Source organism: Corynebacterium sp. HMSC065H09 (assembly GCF_001812845.1).
Taxonomy (GTDB): Bacteria; Actinomycetota; Actinomycetes; order Mycobacteriales; family Mycobacteriaceae; genus Corynebacterium; species Corynebacterium jeikeium_D.
The window spans coordinates 62,719-79,566 of sequence record NZ_KV810573.1 but is presented as its reverse complement, the minus strand read 5'-3'; the positions used below and the strand labels follow the sequence as shown (position 1 = coordinate 79,566).

The 16,848-nt window shown below is 60.6% G+C and carries 14 protein-coding genes and 2 tRNA genes; 8 read left to right on the top strand and 8 right to left on the bottom strand.

Annotation, left to right across the window (positions count from 1 at the left end; translation table 11 throughout):
• Nucleotides 1-65 precede the first annotated feature (65 nt).
• The 6 genes from HMPREF2878_RS00690 to pknB are packed head-to-tail and all read left to right on the top strand — an operon-like array spanning nt 66 to nt 8,260.
• Nucleotides 66-527, top strand: coding sequence for an FHA domain-containing protein FhaB/FipA (locus HMPREF2878_RS00690; RefSeq protein ID WP_016421758.1), 462 nt, complete (start codon nt 66-68; stop codon nt 525-527).
• Entirely contained in the window at nt 524-1,879 is a 1,356-nt protein-coding gene (locus tag HMPREF2878_RS00685) for a PP2C family protein-serine/threonine phosphatase (RefSeq protein WP_038627130.1), read from the top strand. Before HMPREF2878_RS00690 ends, HMPREF2878_RS00685 begins: the two co-directional genes overlap by 4 nt.
• A complete protein-coding gene (locus tag HMPREF2878_RS00680; protein WP_070652676.1) occupies nt 1,876-3,237 on the top strand; it encodes an FtsW/RodA/SpoVE family cell cycle protein in 1,362 nt (453 codons plus the stop codon). Before HMPREF2878_RS00685 ends, HMPREF2878_RS00680 begins: the two co-directional genes overlap by 4 nt.
• Nucleotides 3,238-4,674, top strand: a complete 1,437-nt coding sequence (locus HMPREF2878_RS00675; RefSeq protein ID WP_070602177.1) for a penicillin-binding transpeptidase domain-containing protein — start codon at nt 3,238-3,240, stop codon at nt 4,672-4,674.
• 2 nt (nt 4,675-4,676) lie between these two features.
• On the top strand, nt 4,677-6,149 hold the full coding sequence (locus HMPREF2878_RS00670; protein ID WP_070652675.1) for a serine/threonine-protein kinase: 1,473 nt from the start codon (nt 4,677-4,679) through the stop codon (nt 6,147-6,149).
• Nucleotides 6,150-6,202: 53 nt separating this feature from the next.
• Nucleotides 6,203-8,260 (top strand): Stk1 family PASTA domain-containing Ser/Thr kinase, encoded by a 2,058-nt coding sequence (gene pknB / locus HMPREF2878_RS00665; RefSeq protein WP_070607187.1) that lies wholly within the window; start codon nt 6,203-6,205, stop codon nt 8,258-8,260.
• Between the two features lie 3 nt (nt 8,261-8,263).
• Here pknB and HMPREF2878_RS00660 read toward each other — a convergent pair whose 3' ends face one another.
• Entirely contained in the window at nt 8,264-8,935 is a 672-nt protein-coding gene (locus HMPREF2878_RS00660) for an aminodeoxychorismate/anthranilate synthase component II (RefSeq protein WP_048731900.1), read from the bottom strand.
• A 135-nt stretch (nt 8,936-9,070) separates the two neighbouring features.
• Between HMPREF2878_RS00660 and crgA the strand changes: the two genes are divergently transcribed.
• The gene (crgA, locus tag HMPREF2878_RS00655; protein WP_005511903.1) at nt 9,071-9,340 is read left to right on the top strand and encodes a cell division protein CrgA; all 270 of its coding nucleotides are present in this window, start codon (nt 9,071-9,073) and stop codon (nt 9,338-9,340) included.
• 695 nt (nt 9,341-10,035) lie between these two features.
• Here the strand turns inward: crgA and HMPREF2878_RS00650 are convergent.
• Nucleotides 10,036-10,572 (bottom strand): peptidylprolyl isomerase, encoded by a 537-nt coding sequence (locus tag HMPREF2878_RS00650; RefSeq protein ID WP_369707163.1) that lies wholly within the window; start codon nt 10,570-10,572, stop codon nt 10,036-10,038.
• Between the two features lie 304 nt (nt 10,573-10,876).
• On the opposite strand from HMPREF2878_RS00650, the gene HMPREF2878_RS00645 reads away from it, so the two are divergent.
• Complete coding sequence (locus HMPREF2878_RS00645) at nt 10,877-11,770, top strand: hypothetical protein (protein ID WP_049193113.1); 894 nt, start codon at nt 10,877-10,879, stop codon at nt 11,768-11,770.
• An 8-nt stretch (nt 11,771-11,778) separates the two neighbouring features.
• Here HMPREF2878_RS00645 and HMPREF2878_RS00640 read toward each other — a convergent pair whose 3' ends face one another.
• The 6 genes from HMPREF2878_RS00640 to HMPREF2878_RS00615 form a co-directional block, all read right to left on the bottom strand.
• On the bottom strand, nt 11,779-12,765 hold the full coding sequence (locus tag HMPREF2878_RS00640; RefSeq protein WP_049193111.1) for an IS481 family transposase: 987 nt from the start codon (nt 12,763-12,765) through the stop codon (nt 11,779-11,781).
• Nucleotides 12,762-14,006, bottom strand: coding sequence for an MFS transporter (locus HMPREF2878_RS00635; protein WP_049193110.1), 1,245 nt, complete (start codon nt 14,004-14,006; stop codon nt 12,762-12,764). The genes HMPREF2878_RS00640 and HMPREF2878_RS00635 overlap by 4 nt, the downstream gene beginning before the upstream one ends.
• Complete coding sequence (locus HMPREF2878_RS00630) at nt 14,003-15,655, bottom strand: ABC-F family ATP-binding cassette domain-containing protein (RefSeq protein WP_049193109.1); 1,653 nt, start codon at nt 15,653-15,655, stop codon at nt 14,003-14,005. Before HMPREF2878_RS00630 ends, HMPREF2878_RS00635 begins: the two co-directional genes overlap by 4 nt.
• 478 nt (nt 15,656-16,133) lie before the next feature.
• Nucleotides 16,134-16,206: transfer RNA gene (locus tag HMPREF2878_RS00625), tRNA-Ala, on the bottom strand.
• Between the two features lie 31 nt (nt 16,207-16,237).
• A tRNA-Ile gene (locus tag HMPREF2878_RS00620) sits at nt 16,238-16,311 on the bottom strand.
• A 203-nt stretch (nt 16,312-16,514) separates the two neighbouring features.
• The gene (locus tag HMPREF2878_RS00615) at nt 16,515-16,847 is read right to left on the bottom strand and encodes a DUF3566 domain-containing protein (protein WP_016421749.1); all 333 of its coding nucleotides are present in this window, start codon (nt 16,845-16,847) and stop codon (nt 16,515-16,517) included.
• Nucleotide 16,848: the final 1 nt, after the last annotated feature.

The window sequence follows — 16,848 nt, the reverse complement described above, 5'->3', positions numbered from 1 at the left end:
GAATAATTACGTCCGTGTGTTCGGTTTGCGGACCCACCAGCTCTACATAAGGAGGTTCCTCGGACGTGGAAGCTATCGTTTTTCTGCTTTCGCGCATCGGCGTGCTGGTCGTCCTGTGGTTTTTCATTTGGATGACGCTTCGCACCCTGCGTACAGAAACAACAGGCTCGGCTCCGCTGCGCCCACTTCGGCAGGCCAGCAGTGCTCCGGCCAAGCGTTTCCAGCGCTCGCAGACTCCACATCAGCTCCTTGTCACCTCCGGGCCGCTGGCGGGTTCGCGCATGAACCTAAACAACCAACGCGACATCACTATTGGCCGTTCAGAGTCGAATGCCTTCGTCCTCAACGATGACTTCGCCTCGGGCCAGCACGCTCGCGTCATCAACCGCGACGGCATCTGGTACCTGGAAGACCTGGACTCCCGCAATGGCACATTCCTCAATGGTCAGCGCGTGGAACAGCCGGAACGACTGGCTTCGGGTATGGAATTTCGTATTGGCCGTACAACTTTGAGGTTGCAACCATGAGTCTTGCTCTGAATTACACGGCCCGCTCTGACCGCGGCCTCATCCGACAGAACAACGAGGACTCCGCCTATGCGGGTTCGCGTCTGCTCGCGCTTGCCGACGGCATGGGTGGCCACGCCGCCGGGGAAATCGCATCCCAGCTGATGATCGCGGCTGTCTCTCGGTTGGACAATGATCAGCCCGGCCCCGATTTGCTCGAGTCCCTGCGCAGCGCCTGCATAGAGGGCAATAACTCCATTGCGGATGAAATTGAGCAGAACCCCTCTACGCAAGGCATGGGCACTACGCTGACTGCTCTGCTTTTCGACGGCACCCGCCTGGGCATGTGCCATGTCGGTGACTCGCGTGGCTATCTGCTGCGCGACGGGGAGCTCATCCGCATTACCCGGGATGACACTTATGTGCAGTCGCTGGTGGACGAGGGCAATCTCACCGAAGAAGAGGCGGCAATTCACCCTCAGCGCTCACTGATTTTGAAGGCTCTCACCGGTCGCCCGGTGGAGCCTACTTTGTCTTATCGTGATGTCCACGAGGGCGATCGCTACCTGCTGTGCTCGGATGGCCTGTCCGATCCGGTGTCTGCGGACACCATCAAGGATGTGCTCTCGGAGGGGACTCCGGACGAGGCCGCTACCAAGCTCATTGACTACGCGTTGAAGTCCGGTGGTCCGGATAACATCACCGTGGTGGTTGCCGATGTTGTCGATTCGTCGGCACGCACGCCTTACGAGCCCGCCCTGGCCGGTGCCCTGCAGAGTGCGGAGGAGGAACTCCCCCGCCCCAATACTGCAGCGGGTCGCGCGGCGGCACTCCGCCCGCGGAAGTCGCAGGAAATTGCAGTGACTTCGGCGCCGGAGAAGAAGGCTTCCAAGGGCAAGTGGCTAGTTGTTTCTGTGGTGCTGGTGCTGGTGGCCGGTTTGGTCGGCCTTGGTATTTGGGGCTGGCAGAAGAAGGAGTCGATGTACCATCTCGCGGTGGTCGACGGGCAGGTGCAGTTGATGCATGGCGTGCCCGGTAGTTTGCTGGGCTTCGATCTGCAAGAGCCGCATCAGTTCATCTGTTTGACCGATGACAACAAAGTTCAGTTGCCTCCGGCCGGGACGCCGAAGGAGAAGGTCGACTGCCACATCATGACGCCGGAAGATCTCTCGCCGGCGGCACGCAATTCGCTGGAAGGTCTGCCGGCTGATTCCTACGACGGTGTCAGCGACCAGATTGGCCGTTTGGCGGAGTCGGCACTGCCGGTATGTCTGTCCGTGTCCGACGACGACAAGGACGCAACTTCCGCCGACAAGAAGGATGAAAAGCTGGGTTCGAAGCCAGGAGTCAACTGTAGGCAGGTGCGAAAATGAGTGAAACTACCACGAAGCGACAGCTTCGGATGAAGGAAATGCTCCTGCTGCTGCTGTCGGCAGGATTGTTGCTTTTGGCACTTATTTCGCTGGAACTGGCTCAGGGCAACTCTCTGACCGCCGATGTCTTTTACATCATTGGCGGATTCTTTGTGATCTTTGCAGTGGCGCATATCGCACTGACCTTTGTGGCGCCCAACGCCGATCAGGTGATGCTGCCGGTTGCAGCAACGCTCAATGCCTTGGGGCTGGTGATGATTCACCGCCTCGACCTGGCCAATGACACCTCGTTGGTGCGCAATCAGATCATGTGGACCGTACTCAGTGTCGCACTGTTTATCGGCGTGATTGTCCTGCTGCGCAACCACCACTCGCTGTCGCAGTACTCGTATCTGCTGGGTCTCGGCGGCTTGATTCTGTTGGCGCTACCGCTGGTGTGGCCGTCGTCGATTAATGCTGATGCCCGCATCTGGATTTCCATCGGCCCGTTCTCCATGCAGCCGGGTGAGTTTGCCAAGGTCATGCTGCTGATCTTCTTTGCTCAGCTGCTGGTGAATAAGCGCTCGCTGTTCAATGTGGCGGGCAAGCGTTTCCTGGGCATTGATTTCCCGCGTGTTCGCGACCTGGGTCCGATTCTGCTGATCTGGGGCATCGCTACCGTCATCATGGCTCTGCAGAATGACTTTGGCCCGGCGCTGGTGCTCTTCGGCACTGTGCTGGCAATGCTCTACGCTGCCACCGGTCGCGGTTCCTGGCTGATCATCGGCATGGTGCTGGTGACCGTCGGCGTTGTCGGTGTCTACATGGTTTCGGACAAGATTCAGGCGCGAGTCACGCATTTCCTGGATCCGTTGGGCTCCTACGACGAGGGCGGCTACCAGCTCTCCCAGGGTCTGTTCGGCATGAGCTGGGGTGGCATCGGTGGCACCGGTCTGGGCCAGGGCTACCCACAGAACATTCCGGTGGCACACTCTGACTTCATCCTCTCGGCCTTTGGTGAGGAGCTCGGTTTTACCGGCCTGAGTGCCATCATCCTGCTGTTCGCGATTCTGATTTCCCGCGGTATTTCGGCGAGCTTGGCGGTACGTGATTCCTTTGGCAAGCTGCTGGCGGCCGGTGTCGCATTCTCGATGGCCATTCAGCTGTTCGTGGTTGCAGCCGGTGTTTCCAAGCTGATGCCGCTGACCGGTCTGACTACTCCGTTCATGTCAGCCGGTGGTTCCTCACTGTTGGCCAGCTACATCATGTTGGCCATCGTGTTGCGCGTCTCTGACGAGGCCAACCGCCCCTGGGGTATTCCAAGCAACCCTTCGGGCCTCAACGACAATGTCAACGCATCTCAGGAGGTGAACCAGTAGATGAATAAGACCATTCGCCAAATCTTTGTTGTCGTTCTCGGACTCTTCGTTCTTCTACTGGCGAACCTGACCTACATCCAGGGCTTCCAGCAGGATAAGTACGCCCACAATCCGCTGAATAGCCGTCAGTTCCTGGAGGAAAAGTCCAAACCTCGCGGCCAAATCACCACTGACGGCGACATTCTGGCCCACTCGGTCAAGGGCGAGAGCGGCTTCTATGACCGCAGCTACGACACCGACCCGGAGGCATATGCCGCGGTGGTCGGATACCTGTCGGACATCTACGGCTCCGCCGGTATCGAACGCTCTCAGAACGAGATCTTGAACGGCAGCGACCCTTCGCTGTTTACCTCCCGCGCCCTCGACATGGTCACGGGCAAGGAACCCTCTGGGGCCTCCACGGAGCTGACGCTGTTGCCGAACGCTCAGCGGACTGCGTACCAACAACTCGCTGAACGCGGCTACGTCGGCTCCGCCGTCGCCATTCGCCCATCGACGGGTGAAATTCTCGCGATGGCCTCCACACCGTCGTTCAACCCGAATGACATCACCGCCGGCGACGAGAGTACCTGGCAGTCCCTCAACAACAATGAGGGCGCACCGCTGCTCAACCACGCCACTCAGCGTCCGCTGCCGCCGGGTTCCACTTTCAAGGTGTTGACCACGGTCACGGCACTGGAGCAAGGCGCTTCCCCGGACACCTCGGTCACTGGCGCACCGCAGATTACGCTGCCGGATACCACCACTACGTTGGAGAACTACGGTGGCTCGACCTGTGGTGGGGCTACTACAACTCTCCGCCAGGCTTTCGCGCAGTCCTGTAATACGGCATTCGCTGAGCTCGGTATGCAGTACGGGGCCGATGCGCTCAAGGACGTCGCTAAGCGATTCGGCATCGGTGAGACCCACGATGACGCGGGCCTGCCGATTCAGCCCTCCGCTGTCGGTGATATTCCGGATCAGTCCTCGCTGGGTCAGACCTCCATTGGTCAGCGCGACGTGTCTTTCACGCCGCTGGACAACGCCATCATCGCCGCCACGATTGCCAACGGCGGCGTGCGCATGGAACCCCAGATCATCAAATCGGTGCGCGGTGCCGACCTCTCCGAAATCAAGTCCTTTAAGCCGATTGAAGCCGGCGAGGCGATTTCGCCGGAGGTCGCGGAGACCGTAACTGAGCTGATGCGCGGCTCCGAGTCGCACTCGGGCGGTAACGGTTCGCGTATTGCCTCCAAGACCGGTACCGCGGAACACGGTGCTGTCCGCGGCGAGTACGCGCCGCACGTCTGGTACATCGCCTTCGCGCCGGACTCCGATGTCGCCGTGGCTGTCGTCGTGGAAAACGGTGGCGGCCAGGGCCAGGGCGCTACCGGCGCCTCCGTTGCTGCCCCGATTGGCCGTGCACTCATTGACGCGGTCGAACAGGCGGGTCGATAAGCATGGATGCCCACCAAGTTCAAGACATCGTTGGCGACCGATATCACGTTCGCCGTCTGCTCGGCCGTGGCGGCATGTCCACCGTCTGGCTTGCCGACGACGCCACCAGCGGCGAACTGGTTGCAATCAAACTTCTGAACCAGGAGTACTCGGACAACTACGAGTTCCGGCAGCGTTTCCAGAACGAAGCCGCCGCTGCGCGCAGCGTCAACAGCCCAAACGTGGTGAAGATTGTCACCTACGAGGAAGGCGACATCGGCAGCCACGGCGCGTATTACATCGTCATGGAGTACATCCGTGGCGAATCTCTGTCGCAGGTGCTGCAGCGACGTCGCACCCTGCCAGAGCACCTGATGCTCGACGTGCTGGAGCAGACTGCACACGGCCTGTCGGCAATTCACGCTGCGAACCTTGTCCACCGCGACATTAAGCCGGGCAACCTCCTGGTGACGCCGGAGGGCACCGTGAAGATTACCGACTTTGGCATTGCCAAAGCCGCTGAAGCGGTGCCTCTGACGCGTACCGGCATGGTCGTCGGTACCGCGCAGTATGTCTCACCGGAGCAGGCGCAGGGCAAACAGGTGAGTCCGGCGACTGACATCTACTCGCTTGGCTGTGTCGCCTACGAAATGGTGGCCGGCGCCCGGCCCTTCCAGGGCGACTCCACCGTCGCGGTTGCCGTGGCACACATCAACGAGGCTCCGCCTGCGTTGGCGCCGACGGTCAATCCGCATATCCGCGAACTTATCGGCATTATGCTGCGCAAGGATCCGCAGCGTCGCTATGCCGATGGCCGTGAGCTGGCACAGGCTGTTTTGCGAGTGCGCGCGGGGCACCGCCCACCGCAGCCGCGTGGTGTGACCCCAACGGTGCACCGTCAATCCAACGCTGCCAACCCGGCGACCACCGAACTCGGTGCCATGACGCGACCGCCCATGCCGGTGTCGCAGCCACAGCAGCAACCGCAGCGGCCACCGCAGCGACCCGCCCGACAGCGTAAGCCGGCAAAGAAGCGCAGCGGCTGCGGTTGTGGCTGCGGCAGCATTGCGCTGTTGGTGCTGCTAGTGTTGCTGGCCGGTGCTATCGCAGTCGTCTATTCGCTGTCGACTACCGGTTCACTGCCAACCATTCCGAACTTGGAGCAGTACATTCCGAACCAGTCACAGCAGCAAACCACAGAGGAAAACACCGACCCCAACGACGGTTCTGGTTACGGTTGGTCGGGAGACAATTCCGGTAACTGGGGAAATAACGACGGCGGCAACTCTGGTGAAAACTACGGCGGCAACAATGACGGTGCCTCTGACAGCTCCACTGAGCAGGACACCAGCGAGACCGCTCCGGATACGTCCGAACCGACTCAGGATTCGGGCAACGACAGTGGCGACGACTCCAGTGGCGGTGGTCTACCCGGTATTCAATTGCCCTTGGGAAATGACTCCGGTAATACCTTGGGGACTCCAGATGCACAGTAATATTCAGGTACAAGATGTTTTGGTGGAAATCCTTCCGAAGGGACTGACGAACAATGTCTGGCAATGACGATCTCCTCTCCGGCCGTTATCGGCTCGGCGAGCTCATTGGCGTTGGCGGCATGTCCGATGTCTACCGCGCTGAAGATACTGTTCTCGGTCGCTCTGTCGCGGTCAAGATGATGAGGGCCGACCTTGCCAGGGATGAGAACTTCCTCGCAAGGTTCCGTCGTGAAGCGAAAAACTCAGCGCTGCTGAATCACCCGTCGATCGTGTCGGTGTACGACACCGGCGAGACGGATAGCCCGATGGGGCGCGTGCCTTTCATTGTCATGGAGCTGATTCAGGGCGAGACCCTGCGTGATCTTGTTCGTCGTGAGGGGCGGCTCGACCCGAAGAAAGCCGCATCGATCATGGCATCGGTGTGTGATGCGCTGACGGCATCCCACCATGCGGGCATTATTCACCGTGACATCAAGCCGGCGAACATCATGCTGACCAACACCGGCAAGGTGAAGGTGATGGACTTCGGCATCGCTCGCGCGCTCGGTGATTCCACCACGATGACGCAGACTGCGGCGGTGCTGGGTACCGCGCAATACCTCTCGCCGGAGCAGGCGCGCGGTAAGACCGCCGACGCCCGTTCCGATATCTACGCTGTCGGCTGCGTACTTTTCGAGGCCGTCACGGGCGCCCCGCCGTTCACCGGCGAAACCCCTCTTTCTGTCGCTTACCAGCACGTTCAGGACCAGCCGCCGCGGCCTTCGGGGAAGCTCAACACCGACCCAAACACGGCTCAGGCCCTCGACGCGGTGCTTCTGACCGCGATGGCCAAGGATCCGATGGAGCGCTACGACTCTGCAGAGGACTTCGCCCAGGATTTGCGTCGTCTTGCACGCGGCGAGGATCCGTTGGCGCTGGCGCACCACGGCGCGCATGACGACGATGCGAAGACCACCGAATTCCTTCCGGCAGCTCCATCGGATGCTGAGACCCGGGTGACCCCTGCACAGCAGGCAACTCCGGCCCCGGCCCCTGTCCCTGCTCCGGAACCGGAGAGAGCAGCTGCCCAACCGGAAGCCCCTGCTCAGATTGCTAACACTGACGAGCCTGAGAAAAAGAAGGGTGGCGCAGGAAAGACTGTCGCACTGGCGGCTGCTGCGCTGGTCGCTCTTGGCGGTGTCGGCTACGGCGCCTACCAGCTTTTCAACTCGTCCACCGAGGTCGAGACCGTTGCCATTCCGCAGGTCGAGGGCCTAAATGTCAATGAGGCGACGCAGGTTCTCGAGCAGGCTGGTTTCGTGGTCAACCGCGTCGACGAGCCGAACCCAGATGTGCCCCGAGACACGGTGATTGCCACCGAACCGGGCGTCGGATCGGGGTTGCCGCAGGGATCTCGTATCAAGCTGCGCGTATCTTCGGGCCCAGAGTTGACCAATGTGCCGGATGTACGCGACAAACAGGCCGAGGAAGCTCGCCGCCTACTCGAGGAGGCGGGGCTTGTCGTCAATCCGAAGCTGCAAGAGGAACCGAGTGAGGACGTTCCGCGCGGCAATGTCATCGAGCAGTCTCCAGCTGCCGGTTCTCAGGTGTCGAAGGGAACCCGTGTAACTTTGACTGTCTCCTCCGGTATCGAGACCAAGACTGTTCCGGATGTCACTGGTCAGAGGTTGGATTCCGCCCGCACGACCCTCGAGTCCGCTGGTTTCGTTGTCGAGGTGGTGGAGGTTGACTCCACTGAGGAACAGGGAACCGTTGTTGAGGTTCCCCAGAAGGGCACGGAGCTCACCGTCGGAACGACTGTCGAGCTGCACGTTTCGCGCGGCAACCAAATTAAGATGCCACGAGTTGAGAGCCAGACTCTCCGCGATGCGGAGAAGGCACTCACCGATGCCGGCTTCGAGGGAACTATCCGCACCGAGGAAGTCACCACGTTGGATCTGTCCAAGGTCGACCACGTGGAGAAGGCCGACCCGTCAGCCGGCTCCAAGCTCAACAAGGACGGCGAGGTCACCCTGCGTGTCTACCGGCTGGGGGTCGCCCCGGAGAGCTCTTCAGAGGAACGGCCTGCTCCTGAACCTCCCATAAGGCTGCCGGATCTGCTGCCTAACTAGCGGCTAGTGTGCCAGCACGTCTGAGAAGGCGCGCTGGTACACGGCCTGCTGCTCTTCCAACTCCGCCAGGAGTTCCTCGGTGTACTCACCGCCGGCCAGCCGCAGCCAATTGACCAGCATGCGGTGCCCGTACTGGGTGAGTACCGACTCCGGGTGGTACTGCACGCCGTGAATCGGCAGGTCGCGGTGGCGCATCGCCATCAGCATGCCCGAATCCGTGAATGCCGTGGCAATGAGTTCCTCCGGCAACGTCTTCGGATCCACCGTCAACGAGTGGTAGCGCGTGGCAATAAAAGGACTGGGCACATCGGCCAGAACACCCGTGCCGTCATGGGTGACCGGGGAGGTCTTGCCGTGCAACAGCTCGTCGGCACGCACAACCTGCGCACCAAAAACCTCACCAATCGCCTGGTGACCCAAGCACACACCCAGCACCGGTGTCGGCTCGTCCTGCCTGCTCACCGCGCGAATAATGTCCTCTGTCCATCCCGCATTGGACGGCTCACCGGGACCGGGCGACAGTAGGATTGCATCAAATTGCTTTACGACGTCGTCAACATCGCGGAGACGCGCATCATCATTGCGCCAGACAGTAACCGTTTCGCCGAGCTGGCCTATGTACTGGACCAGATTGAATACGAAGCTGTCATAGTTATCGACGACGAGAATCTGCATAACTGGGGATTCTACTGCCTGCGAACTTCACTGGTAAGTTCGGATGCAAAGTTTACAATTATGCATATACCGCGGGAGTGTAGATACCGCGCTGATCGCAACCTGCTGACCACAACCTAAGGAGTTTAAAGCGCTATGCCTAAGGCAAAGATTGAAAGCACTAATTCACCACAATCCGGTGGCTCCTCTGTCAGCCGTACCCCGGTCAAAATCAATAGCACTCAGACACCGGTGTGGTACAAGGTGCTGATGTTCGGGTTCATGCTGATTGGTTTGGGCTGGCTGCTGGTCAACTACATCGCGGGTCCGCATATTCCGTTCATGGTGACTTTGAACGCATGGAACTACGTCATCGGCTTTGGTCTTTTCATTGTTGGTCTGCTGATGACTATGGGTTGGCGTTAGTCAGCTCTAATACACCGCACTCCTCAGGCGCATCCATTATTGGATGCGCCTTTTTCATGCCTAAAAACCCAGGTCAATTCACCCCCGTCAATACCCCCGTTTCCCACACGTTTTTCGGCGAATGAGGATTTCCCTCCTACTGATCACGCAAAAAAGTTATCCACAGAAACCTGTGTAACAATCATGTAATTTGTGGATAACTGTGGAGAGATTTCGTCCCAAATTTCTCACGGGTTACGTGACAGAAACCGTAAAGCATGACAACTTTGGTTCTATCCCCTGTGTCCACAGTATCCACAGCCTGTGGATAACTCTGTGAACAAGTAACATAGTTGCAAGTCAAGTTATGCGTAACTCCAATATTCTGCGGAGTTCGACCACTTTCGAACGCTGGTTCGTAAATTACAAGAATGGAATTATCCACACATGTGCACAAGTCTGTGGACAACTGTGAATTGTTGTAATTTGTGAAAATTGGGACCCGTAACGTGCTTCTTGGCCCGTGTTCACCTAGGTGAACAGTGGAGTATTTTGTCCACAGGGCTGTGGACATGTGGAGAATTAACACGATGTGCTACTACCCCCACTACCCCTAAACACAACATTGAAGTTACGGGCCGTCGTAAAGCGAAAATGGGCATGAAAAAACCCGCCCGGAACAACCGGACGGGTTAAAGAGCGTAGAAGCTAGCGGATTACTTCTCGATGTCGATGGAGGTAATCACGACCGGCTCCAGCGGGCGATCCCAGTGATCCGTAGCCACACGAGCGATCTCGTCGACAACCTTCTTCGAGGCGTCATCAGCGACCTCACCGAAGATGGTGTGAGCGCCATTGAGGTGCGGGGTCGGAACAACGGTGATGAAGAACTGGGAACCGTTGGTGCCACGACCGCCGCGCTTGCCGGCGTTTGCCATAGCGAGCAGGTACGGACGATCGAACTGGAGCTCCGGGTGGATCTCATCGTCGAACATGTAGCCCGGGCCGCCGGTGCCGGTGCCCAGCGGGTCACCACCCTGAATCATGAATCCAGCGATGATGCGGTGGAAGATGGCCTCATCGTAGAACGGGCCGGACTCGGTGCCAGAGGCGTTCTGCCCCTTGTACTCCTTGGTGCCTTCTGCCAGGCCGATGAAGTTGTCGACGGTATTCGGCGCGTGGTTGCCGAACAGGTCAATCACGATATCGCCATGGTTGGTGTGCACAGTTGCAGTAGCAGTCTTAATAGTCACATTCCTTAGGATACCGACCTTGGTGGCCAATTGCTCCTACTGGTGAGTTTCTCCGTGGCAGAAACCAGCGAAAACGTTTCTCAAGATAAGGAAAAGAGTTCTTCGTTGACCCCCATGGAGGCCAAATAGTGCCTAAGCTGGAATGTGAGCCTGCTGCAAATATTTCGGCGCTAGGCCTATCTGGGCCCTAGCTCTTGGACTTAGAAGCATCTTGGTCTCAGAGGCACTGGCGCCGCAGCAGTATTAATCATTGATTGAGAATTAAAGGCGATGCCTGTTGGCGACGCACTAATAAAGGAGAGTCATGAACCCCAACGCAATCTCGCTGGCTGTCAAGGGACTGAAGTCCGCTTACGACAGCTACTCGGATTACCGGGACAAGAAGGCTGCAGAGCTCTACGACACGATGCAGGAGGCTAAGAAGGTGGCAGCTGCACAGAACGAGGCAGCAAAGGACGCAGCAACCAATTGGGCGGAAGACGTTAAGGAAAAGGTTTCCGACGCCCGCGATCAGCTCGCTGAGCAGGCCGAAGAACTGACCGGCAAGGTTGAGACGAAGTCCAAGGAGACCAAGAAGCAGGCTAAGAAGGCTGCGAAGCAGGCCGAGAAGGACGCTAAGCGCAAGGGCAAGAAGACCCGTTGCAAGGCTCGCTGCGAGGCTAAGAAGGCTGAAAAGAAGGCCAAGAAGGCTCGCAAGGACCTCGAGGTGCGTACCCAGAAGGCTATCGACAAGGTAACCGGTAAGGAAGAGCAGCGCGCCAAGAACGGTCGCATCGCAACCGCTTCCCTGGTCTTCGCTGTTGTTGCAGCAATCGTCGGTGTCATTGTTTGGAAGCTGCGCAAGGACGACAAGCTCCCGGTTGACCCAGCTCCGTACCAGCAGAAGGCCCAGGAAGTTAAGCACAAGGTCGAAGAGAAGGCCGCAGAGGTCAAGGAGACCGTTGAAGAGAAGGCTTCCGAGGCTAAGGAAAAGGCTGAAGAGGTAAAGGGCAAGGCAGCCGACAAGGCCGACGAGGCCAAGGACAAGGCTGCTGAGGCCAAGGAGACCACTGAGGAGAAGGCCGCAGAGGCTTCCAAGCAGGCTCAAATCAAGGTCGACGAGGTCAAGACCGAGAAGAAGAACGCTGACGACGCTAAGAAGATCTCTTCCAAGCCGTCCAAGCCGGCTCCGAAGCCGGGTCAGGCTCGCAAGAAGTAAATAGGCGGCTAGATGTACTGCTCGGGGACGTTGATCAATCGTGAGAACGGCGGCTGGTTGTCGCAGGCCGTGTGCGGGCGGTGCTGGTTGTACTGGTGCAGCCAATCCGGCAGGGCGTCGCGTCGTTCTTGCTCGCTGGTGTAGCAGCGGGCGTAGGCCCACCCGTCGGCCATGGTCCGGTGGAAGCGCTCTACCTTGCCGTTGGTCTGCGGCCGGTACGGACGCGTCCGCTTCGGGGTGATCGAGAGGGCCTCGCAGGTGTCCCGCCACAGGTGCGAGCGATAGGCGCCACCGTTGTCGGACAGCACCCGCTCCACGGCGACGCCGCGATCGGCAAACCACGCCACAGCCCGATGCAGGACCCCGACCGCGGTGACGGCGGTCTCGTCGTCGTGGACCTCGGTGTACGCGACGCGGGAGTGGTCGTCAATGACGGTGTGCACGAACGCGTACCCGAGCCTGGGGTTGTGCCACTTGCTCTTCGGCTTACCCGGTGTCGCCGTTCGGTTGTGGTCGCCCTGGCGGCGGCCGACGTAGCGCCAGCCGCCGCCGTCGGGGATGTTCCCGAGCTTCTTCACGTCCACGTGGACCAGGGAGCCGGGGTGGGGGTGTTCGTACCGGCGGATCGGTTCGCCAGTCTCGCGGTCCATGTAGGAGAGCCGGTTCAGTCGGGCACCGGCCAAGATGCGGTGGACGGTCGAGGGCGCGATGCCGAGTCGGGCGGCGAGCTGCACGGGGCCCTCACGCAGCCGTATCCGCAGGCTGACGCACCGCTTCGTCGTCGCCTTGTCCGTCTTGTTCGGTGAGGTCTTCGGCCGGGACGAGCGATCCTGCATCGACTCGCCGGCGCGATAGCGGTCGACCCACCTCTTCACGGTCGGCCAGGAGACCTGGAAGCGGGCGGCGACTTCGCTGATGGGCCAACCGTCGTCGACGACGAGCTGGGCCACCTTGAGCCGGTGGCGAGGTGTCAGGGTGGCGTTGGCGTGCATCACTCCTCACCTGCTGCGACGGGCGTCGTCCGCGGCGTTCGGAGTTGCCCCAGGACTGCAAGGAGGATCGTCGTGGCGAGCGGCACGAGTCCGGCGGCGATGAACAAGCTGGCAGCGGCGATGTGTCGGCTGAGGAGTCCGGTGAGTGCGATGGACAGTGGCATGAAGGCGATGGAGATGAAGAAGTCGAGGCTGGCGACTCGGCCGAGCATCTCCAGCGGTACGTGTTCCTGCAGGACCGTGCCCCAGATGACCATCCCGACTCCGATCGACGCACCGTAGACCGCCAGTCCGGCGCTGATGATCCACGGATTGTTGGTGAGTGCGGGGATGGCCAGTGGAAGGCAGCCGAGTACCCATGCGCCGACCATTACGGGCAGGAAGTGTGAGGGGGTGGGCCATGAGCCGGCGACGAGGGAACCCACCAGGCCGCCGACGCCCAGAACTCCGAGGACGACTCCGTACACAGCCGGACCGTTGTCATGGGTCGAGCGTATGACCGCGGGCAGGAGAACTTCCAGCGGACCGGTCACGGCCAGGCCCATGGCGGCCGCCAACAGCACGCTGGAGCGAACCCAGCGCGTGCGGGCGACGTAGCCGAACCCGTCGAGCAGGTCCCGCAGCGCAGAGGTGGCCGGAGCTTCGGCGTCGGTCTCGGCTGAGCAAGGGGCAGGAAGCCGCAGGGCGGCGATCAGGGCGAGTCCGAGCGCGCCGGCGATGAGGTACCCGCCCGCGGCGGGCATGCTGGCACCGATGACCGCTCCGACGGCGGCGGGCGCAATTGCCTGTCCGACCAACGGGCGGGCGGCGCCTTCGAGGCCGTTGACGGCCATTAAGTCGTCGCCGTCCACCAGGACTGGCACCAGCGCCGTGTAGGCGGGGAAGAAGAATGCGGTTGAAGTGCCAATGATGAACGCGGAGACCGCGAGCATCCAGAAGGTGACAATGTCGAGGATTGCTGCCGTGGACGTCGCGGTCGCGATGGTGAGGTTCAGGGTGAGCACGCTCACGATGACGGACTTATTGGGGAACCGGTCTGCGATTACGCCAGCTGGGAGGGATCCTGCAAGCAGGCCAATGCCGCTCCAGACTACGACACCCGACAGGGCGGCTGGCGTGGCGCCCAGGTCGAGGGTCTGCATGGCAAGGTAGAGGGCCCAGGCACCCTGGGCGAAGATGGTCAGCACCATCGCTGCGAACAGCTGACGGTACGTGGGGATGGTCAAGGGGTGAAGCGGGTTCATGGCATGTCCTTCAGGTCAAGGTTCAGGTGGGGCCAGTCGGCCAGGTCGTGGAGCATCTGACGGTCATGCGTGGCAACGATCACCGCGCAGGAGGTCTGCAGCAGCTCGGTGGTGATGTCGTCGACGAGGCTCGATGACAGATGGTTGGTGGGCTCGTCCAGGAGCAGCAGGTCTGGATCCTGGGCCAGACACATGGCCAGGTGGAGACGGCGTTGCTGTCCTTGCGACAAGCGCCCCACCGGCGTGCCGGTTGCGGAGGCTTCGAGCAGCCCGAGCGAGCCGAGGGACGGCGCCTGAGCTCGACGGCCTAGCTTCGCCAGGTAGGCCTCATAGACCTCGTGTGCGGGGCTGGAGCGGTCCCAGTCGGGGACCTCTTGGGACAGCAGAGCGATGCGCGCTCTCGGATTAACTCGCACATGTCCCGTGGTGGGGGCCAGCCGCCCTGCGAGAAGTGCCAACAGGGTGGATTTTCCCGCGCCGTTCGGTCCGGTGACCACCAACCGGTCACCGCCGTTCACGTCGACCGAAACCGGAGCGTCCAATCGGCCCTTCACAGTAACCTGGGTGGCGTTCATGATGCTCTGTCCGGCACGGGTTGCCGAGGCGGGCCACGCAAGACGCAGTGGCGGCGCCGGGACGCCGATTTCATGACTTTTCAGGTCTTCGATACGTCGGTTGAAGGCTTGGACCACTCCAGCAGCGCGTGTGGCACGTTGGTGCTTGCCTGTGCCCTTTTCAGGTCTCCATCCACCCTGGGACAGGCGGGAGCGTGCGTCGGCGGCGGCGCGGGTCAGTTCCTGATGCCGGGCGACCTGGGCGGCATGGTCTTGCTCCCAGGCGGCCCGTTCTCGTTGCCGCCCTTCGATCCAGCCCTCGTAACCGCCCGCGTAGGTGCGCGGAAGGCCATCGCGGGTCGGGTCGAGGTCCAGGAAGCTGGTCGCCACGTCGCGCAGCAGGGCGCGGTCGTGGCTGACTAAGGCCAGGCCACCGGGGTGGTCCCGCAGGCGCTCAGTCAGGAAGGACAGCCCTGCAGCGTCCAGGTGGTTGGTGGGCTCGTCCAGCAGCAACAGGTCAGGGGTCGATCCGAGGGCGACCGCCAGCCGTACCCGGTACCGCTGGCCGACCGACAAGGTCGACAGGACCCGATCGCGGTCGCTACAGGCGTTCAGGCCCGCCAGGGCGATGTCAACACGGCGGTCTGCATCCCAGGCGTCCAGCCGCGTGGCCGCCTCGAGTGCGGCGGAATAAGCGTCGGCCGCGTCATCGCCCGCGGCCAGCGCCGCGGTAGCCACGTCGAGGGCCTGCAGAGCGGCCCTGGATGGGGCGGTCGCCTCGGCAATGAGGTCACCGACCGTGCGATCGCCCTCGGTGGCCATGTCCTGCTTGACCAGGACGAGGGAACCCACCCGGGTCACCACTCCCGAGTCGGGTTTCAAGATCCCCGCCAGTATATGGAGCAAGGTGGTCTTGCCCCGGCCGTTGTCGCCGACGATCGCCAGTCGCGACCCGGTGGAGACGGTGACGTCAGTCCCACTCAGCAGCGGCCTGTCGCCGAGTGTCAGGTGGAGTGATTCAGCGCGGATGTGTGCAGCGGGCCCTTGGGATGTCCCGATCCAGGCACATGATCGTAAAGGTTCTGTGGTTGGCATTGCGTACTTTCAGCTCGTCATGGAGCCGGGCACCACGAAGCGGCCGCCCGGCAGATGGCCAGGACGGCAGACGAGAGGTCATAAGGGGTCCCGCCGCCGTCAGCGGACGGAACGCAGCTTCATCGAGGCGATGCCTGAGTACATGCGGCCGAGGATACAGAGCCCGGGCGATGCCACGCAAGTCAACTAACGTCCCCGGTCAGTACAGCTAGATAGCCAAAAGCCTTTTCACGCCCGATTGTTCTGTGCAGTTGATGCGCAGGCGGTCGGGCGTTTTTGGTTAAGCAGCAAACCTGACAACTTCAGAAAGACGGGCTGCAAATGTGAAACTGTGCAAGTTTATGACAGTTTCAAGCCATTTTTCACGCCATTTTTGTCATAAACGCAGTCAGTAACTCGGCGTTCTTGCCCCCTCCCCTTCTACATCCCCAAAACGCAAAAATCCCCCGGCCTTACGACCGGGGGATTTTGTTCCTTGTGGAGCTTAGGGGAATCGAACCCCTGACCTCCTGCTTGCAAAGCAGGTGCTCTACCAATTGAGCTAAAGCCCCGTACACCGAGCAATTATACCTTGTTCGGCAGTGGGCCTAGGAGGACTTGAACCTCCGACCCCTTCGTTATCAGCGAAGTGCTCTAACCGCCTGAGCTATAGGCCCCGTGGAACGAGATATAACTTAACCCGTAACCATGACACTTCACAAATCGCCTGGTCAGAGGCCTAAATATTGAGTTAAAAAGTAGTCATTAAGTAGTCATTACGGCTACTCCATAACCAGATCACTGAAAACACCTCTGAACCAACGCGACCCCGGAGCCACCGAACGGGGGTGACACCGGGGCCAGCGGGAGGCTAGGCAGCCTAGTCGTCGTCGGCAAGCGAAATTTTGAGACCTCCGACGAGACCGCCGCAAGCGTTGTAGATGACCGCGCCGAGAGCCATGAGCCCAATCGACAGCACCCACCACAGCGCTCCTACAGCGGCCGCCAGGCCAAGGACGAGACCCGCGCTGATGGAATCCTCCCCGCCGACCATTTCACTAATCGGAGCGAGCAATCCCATCCCGGAGAGCAAGAGGTAGAGCAGGCCAACCGCGGCAAGCCAGACGAGGAAGCAAATGAAACCAGTGGCCGCCGTAATGCGCATGGCGGACCAGGGGCTCACCTTGTCGACTACCAAGTTAGTTTCGGCCATG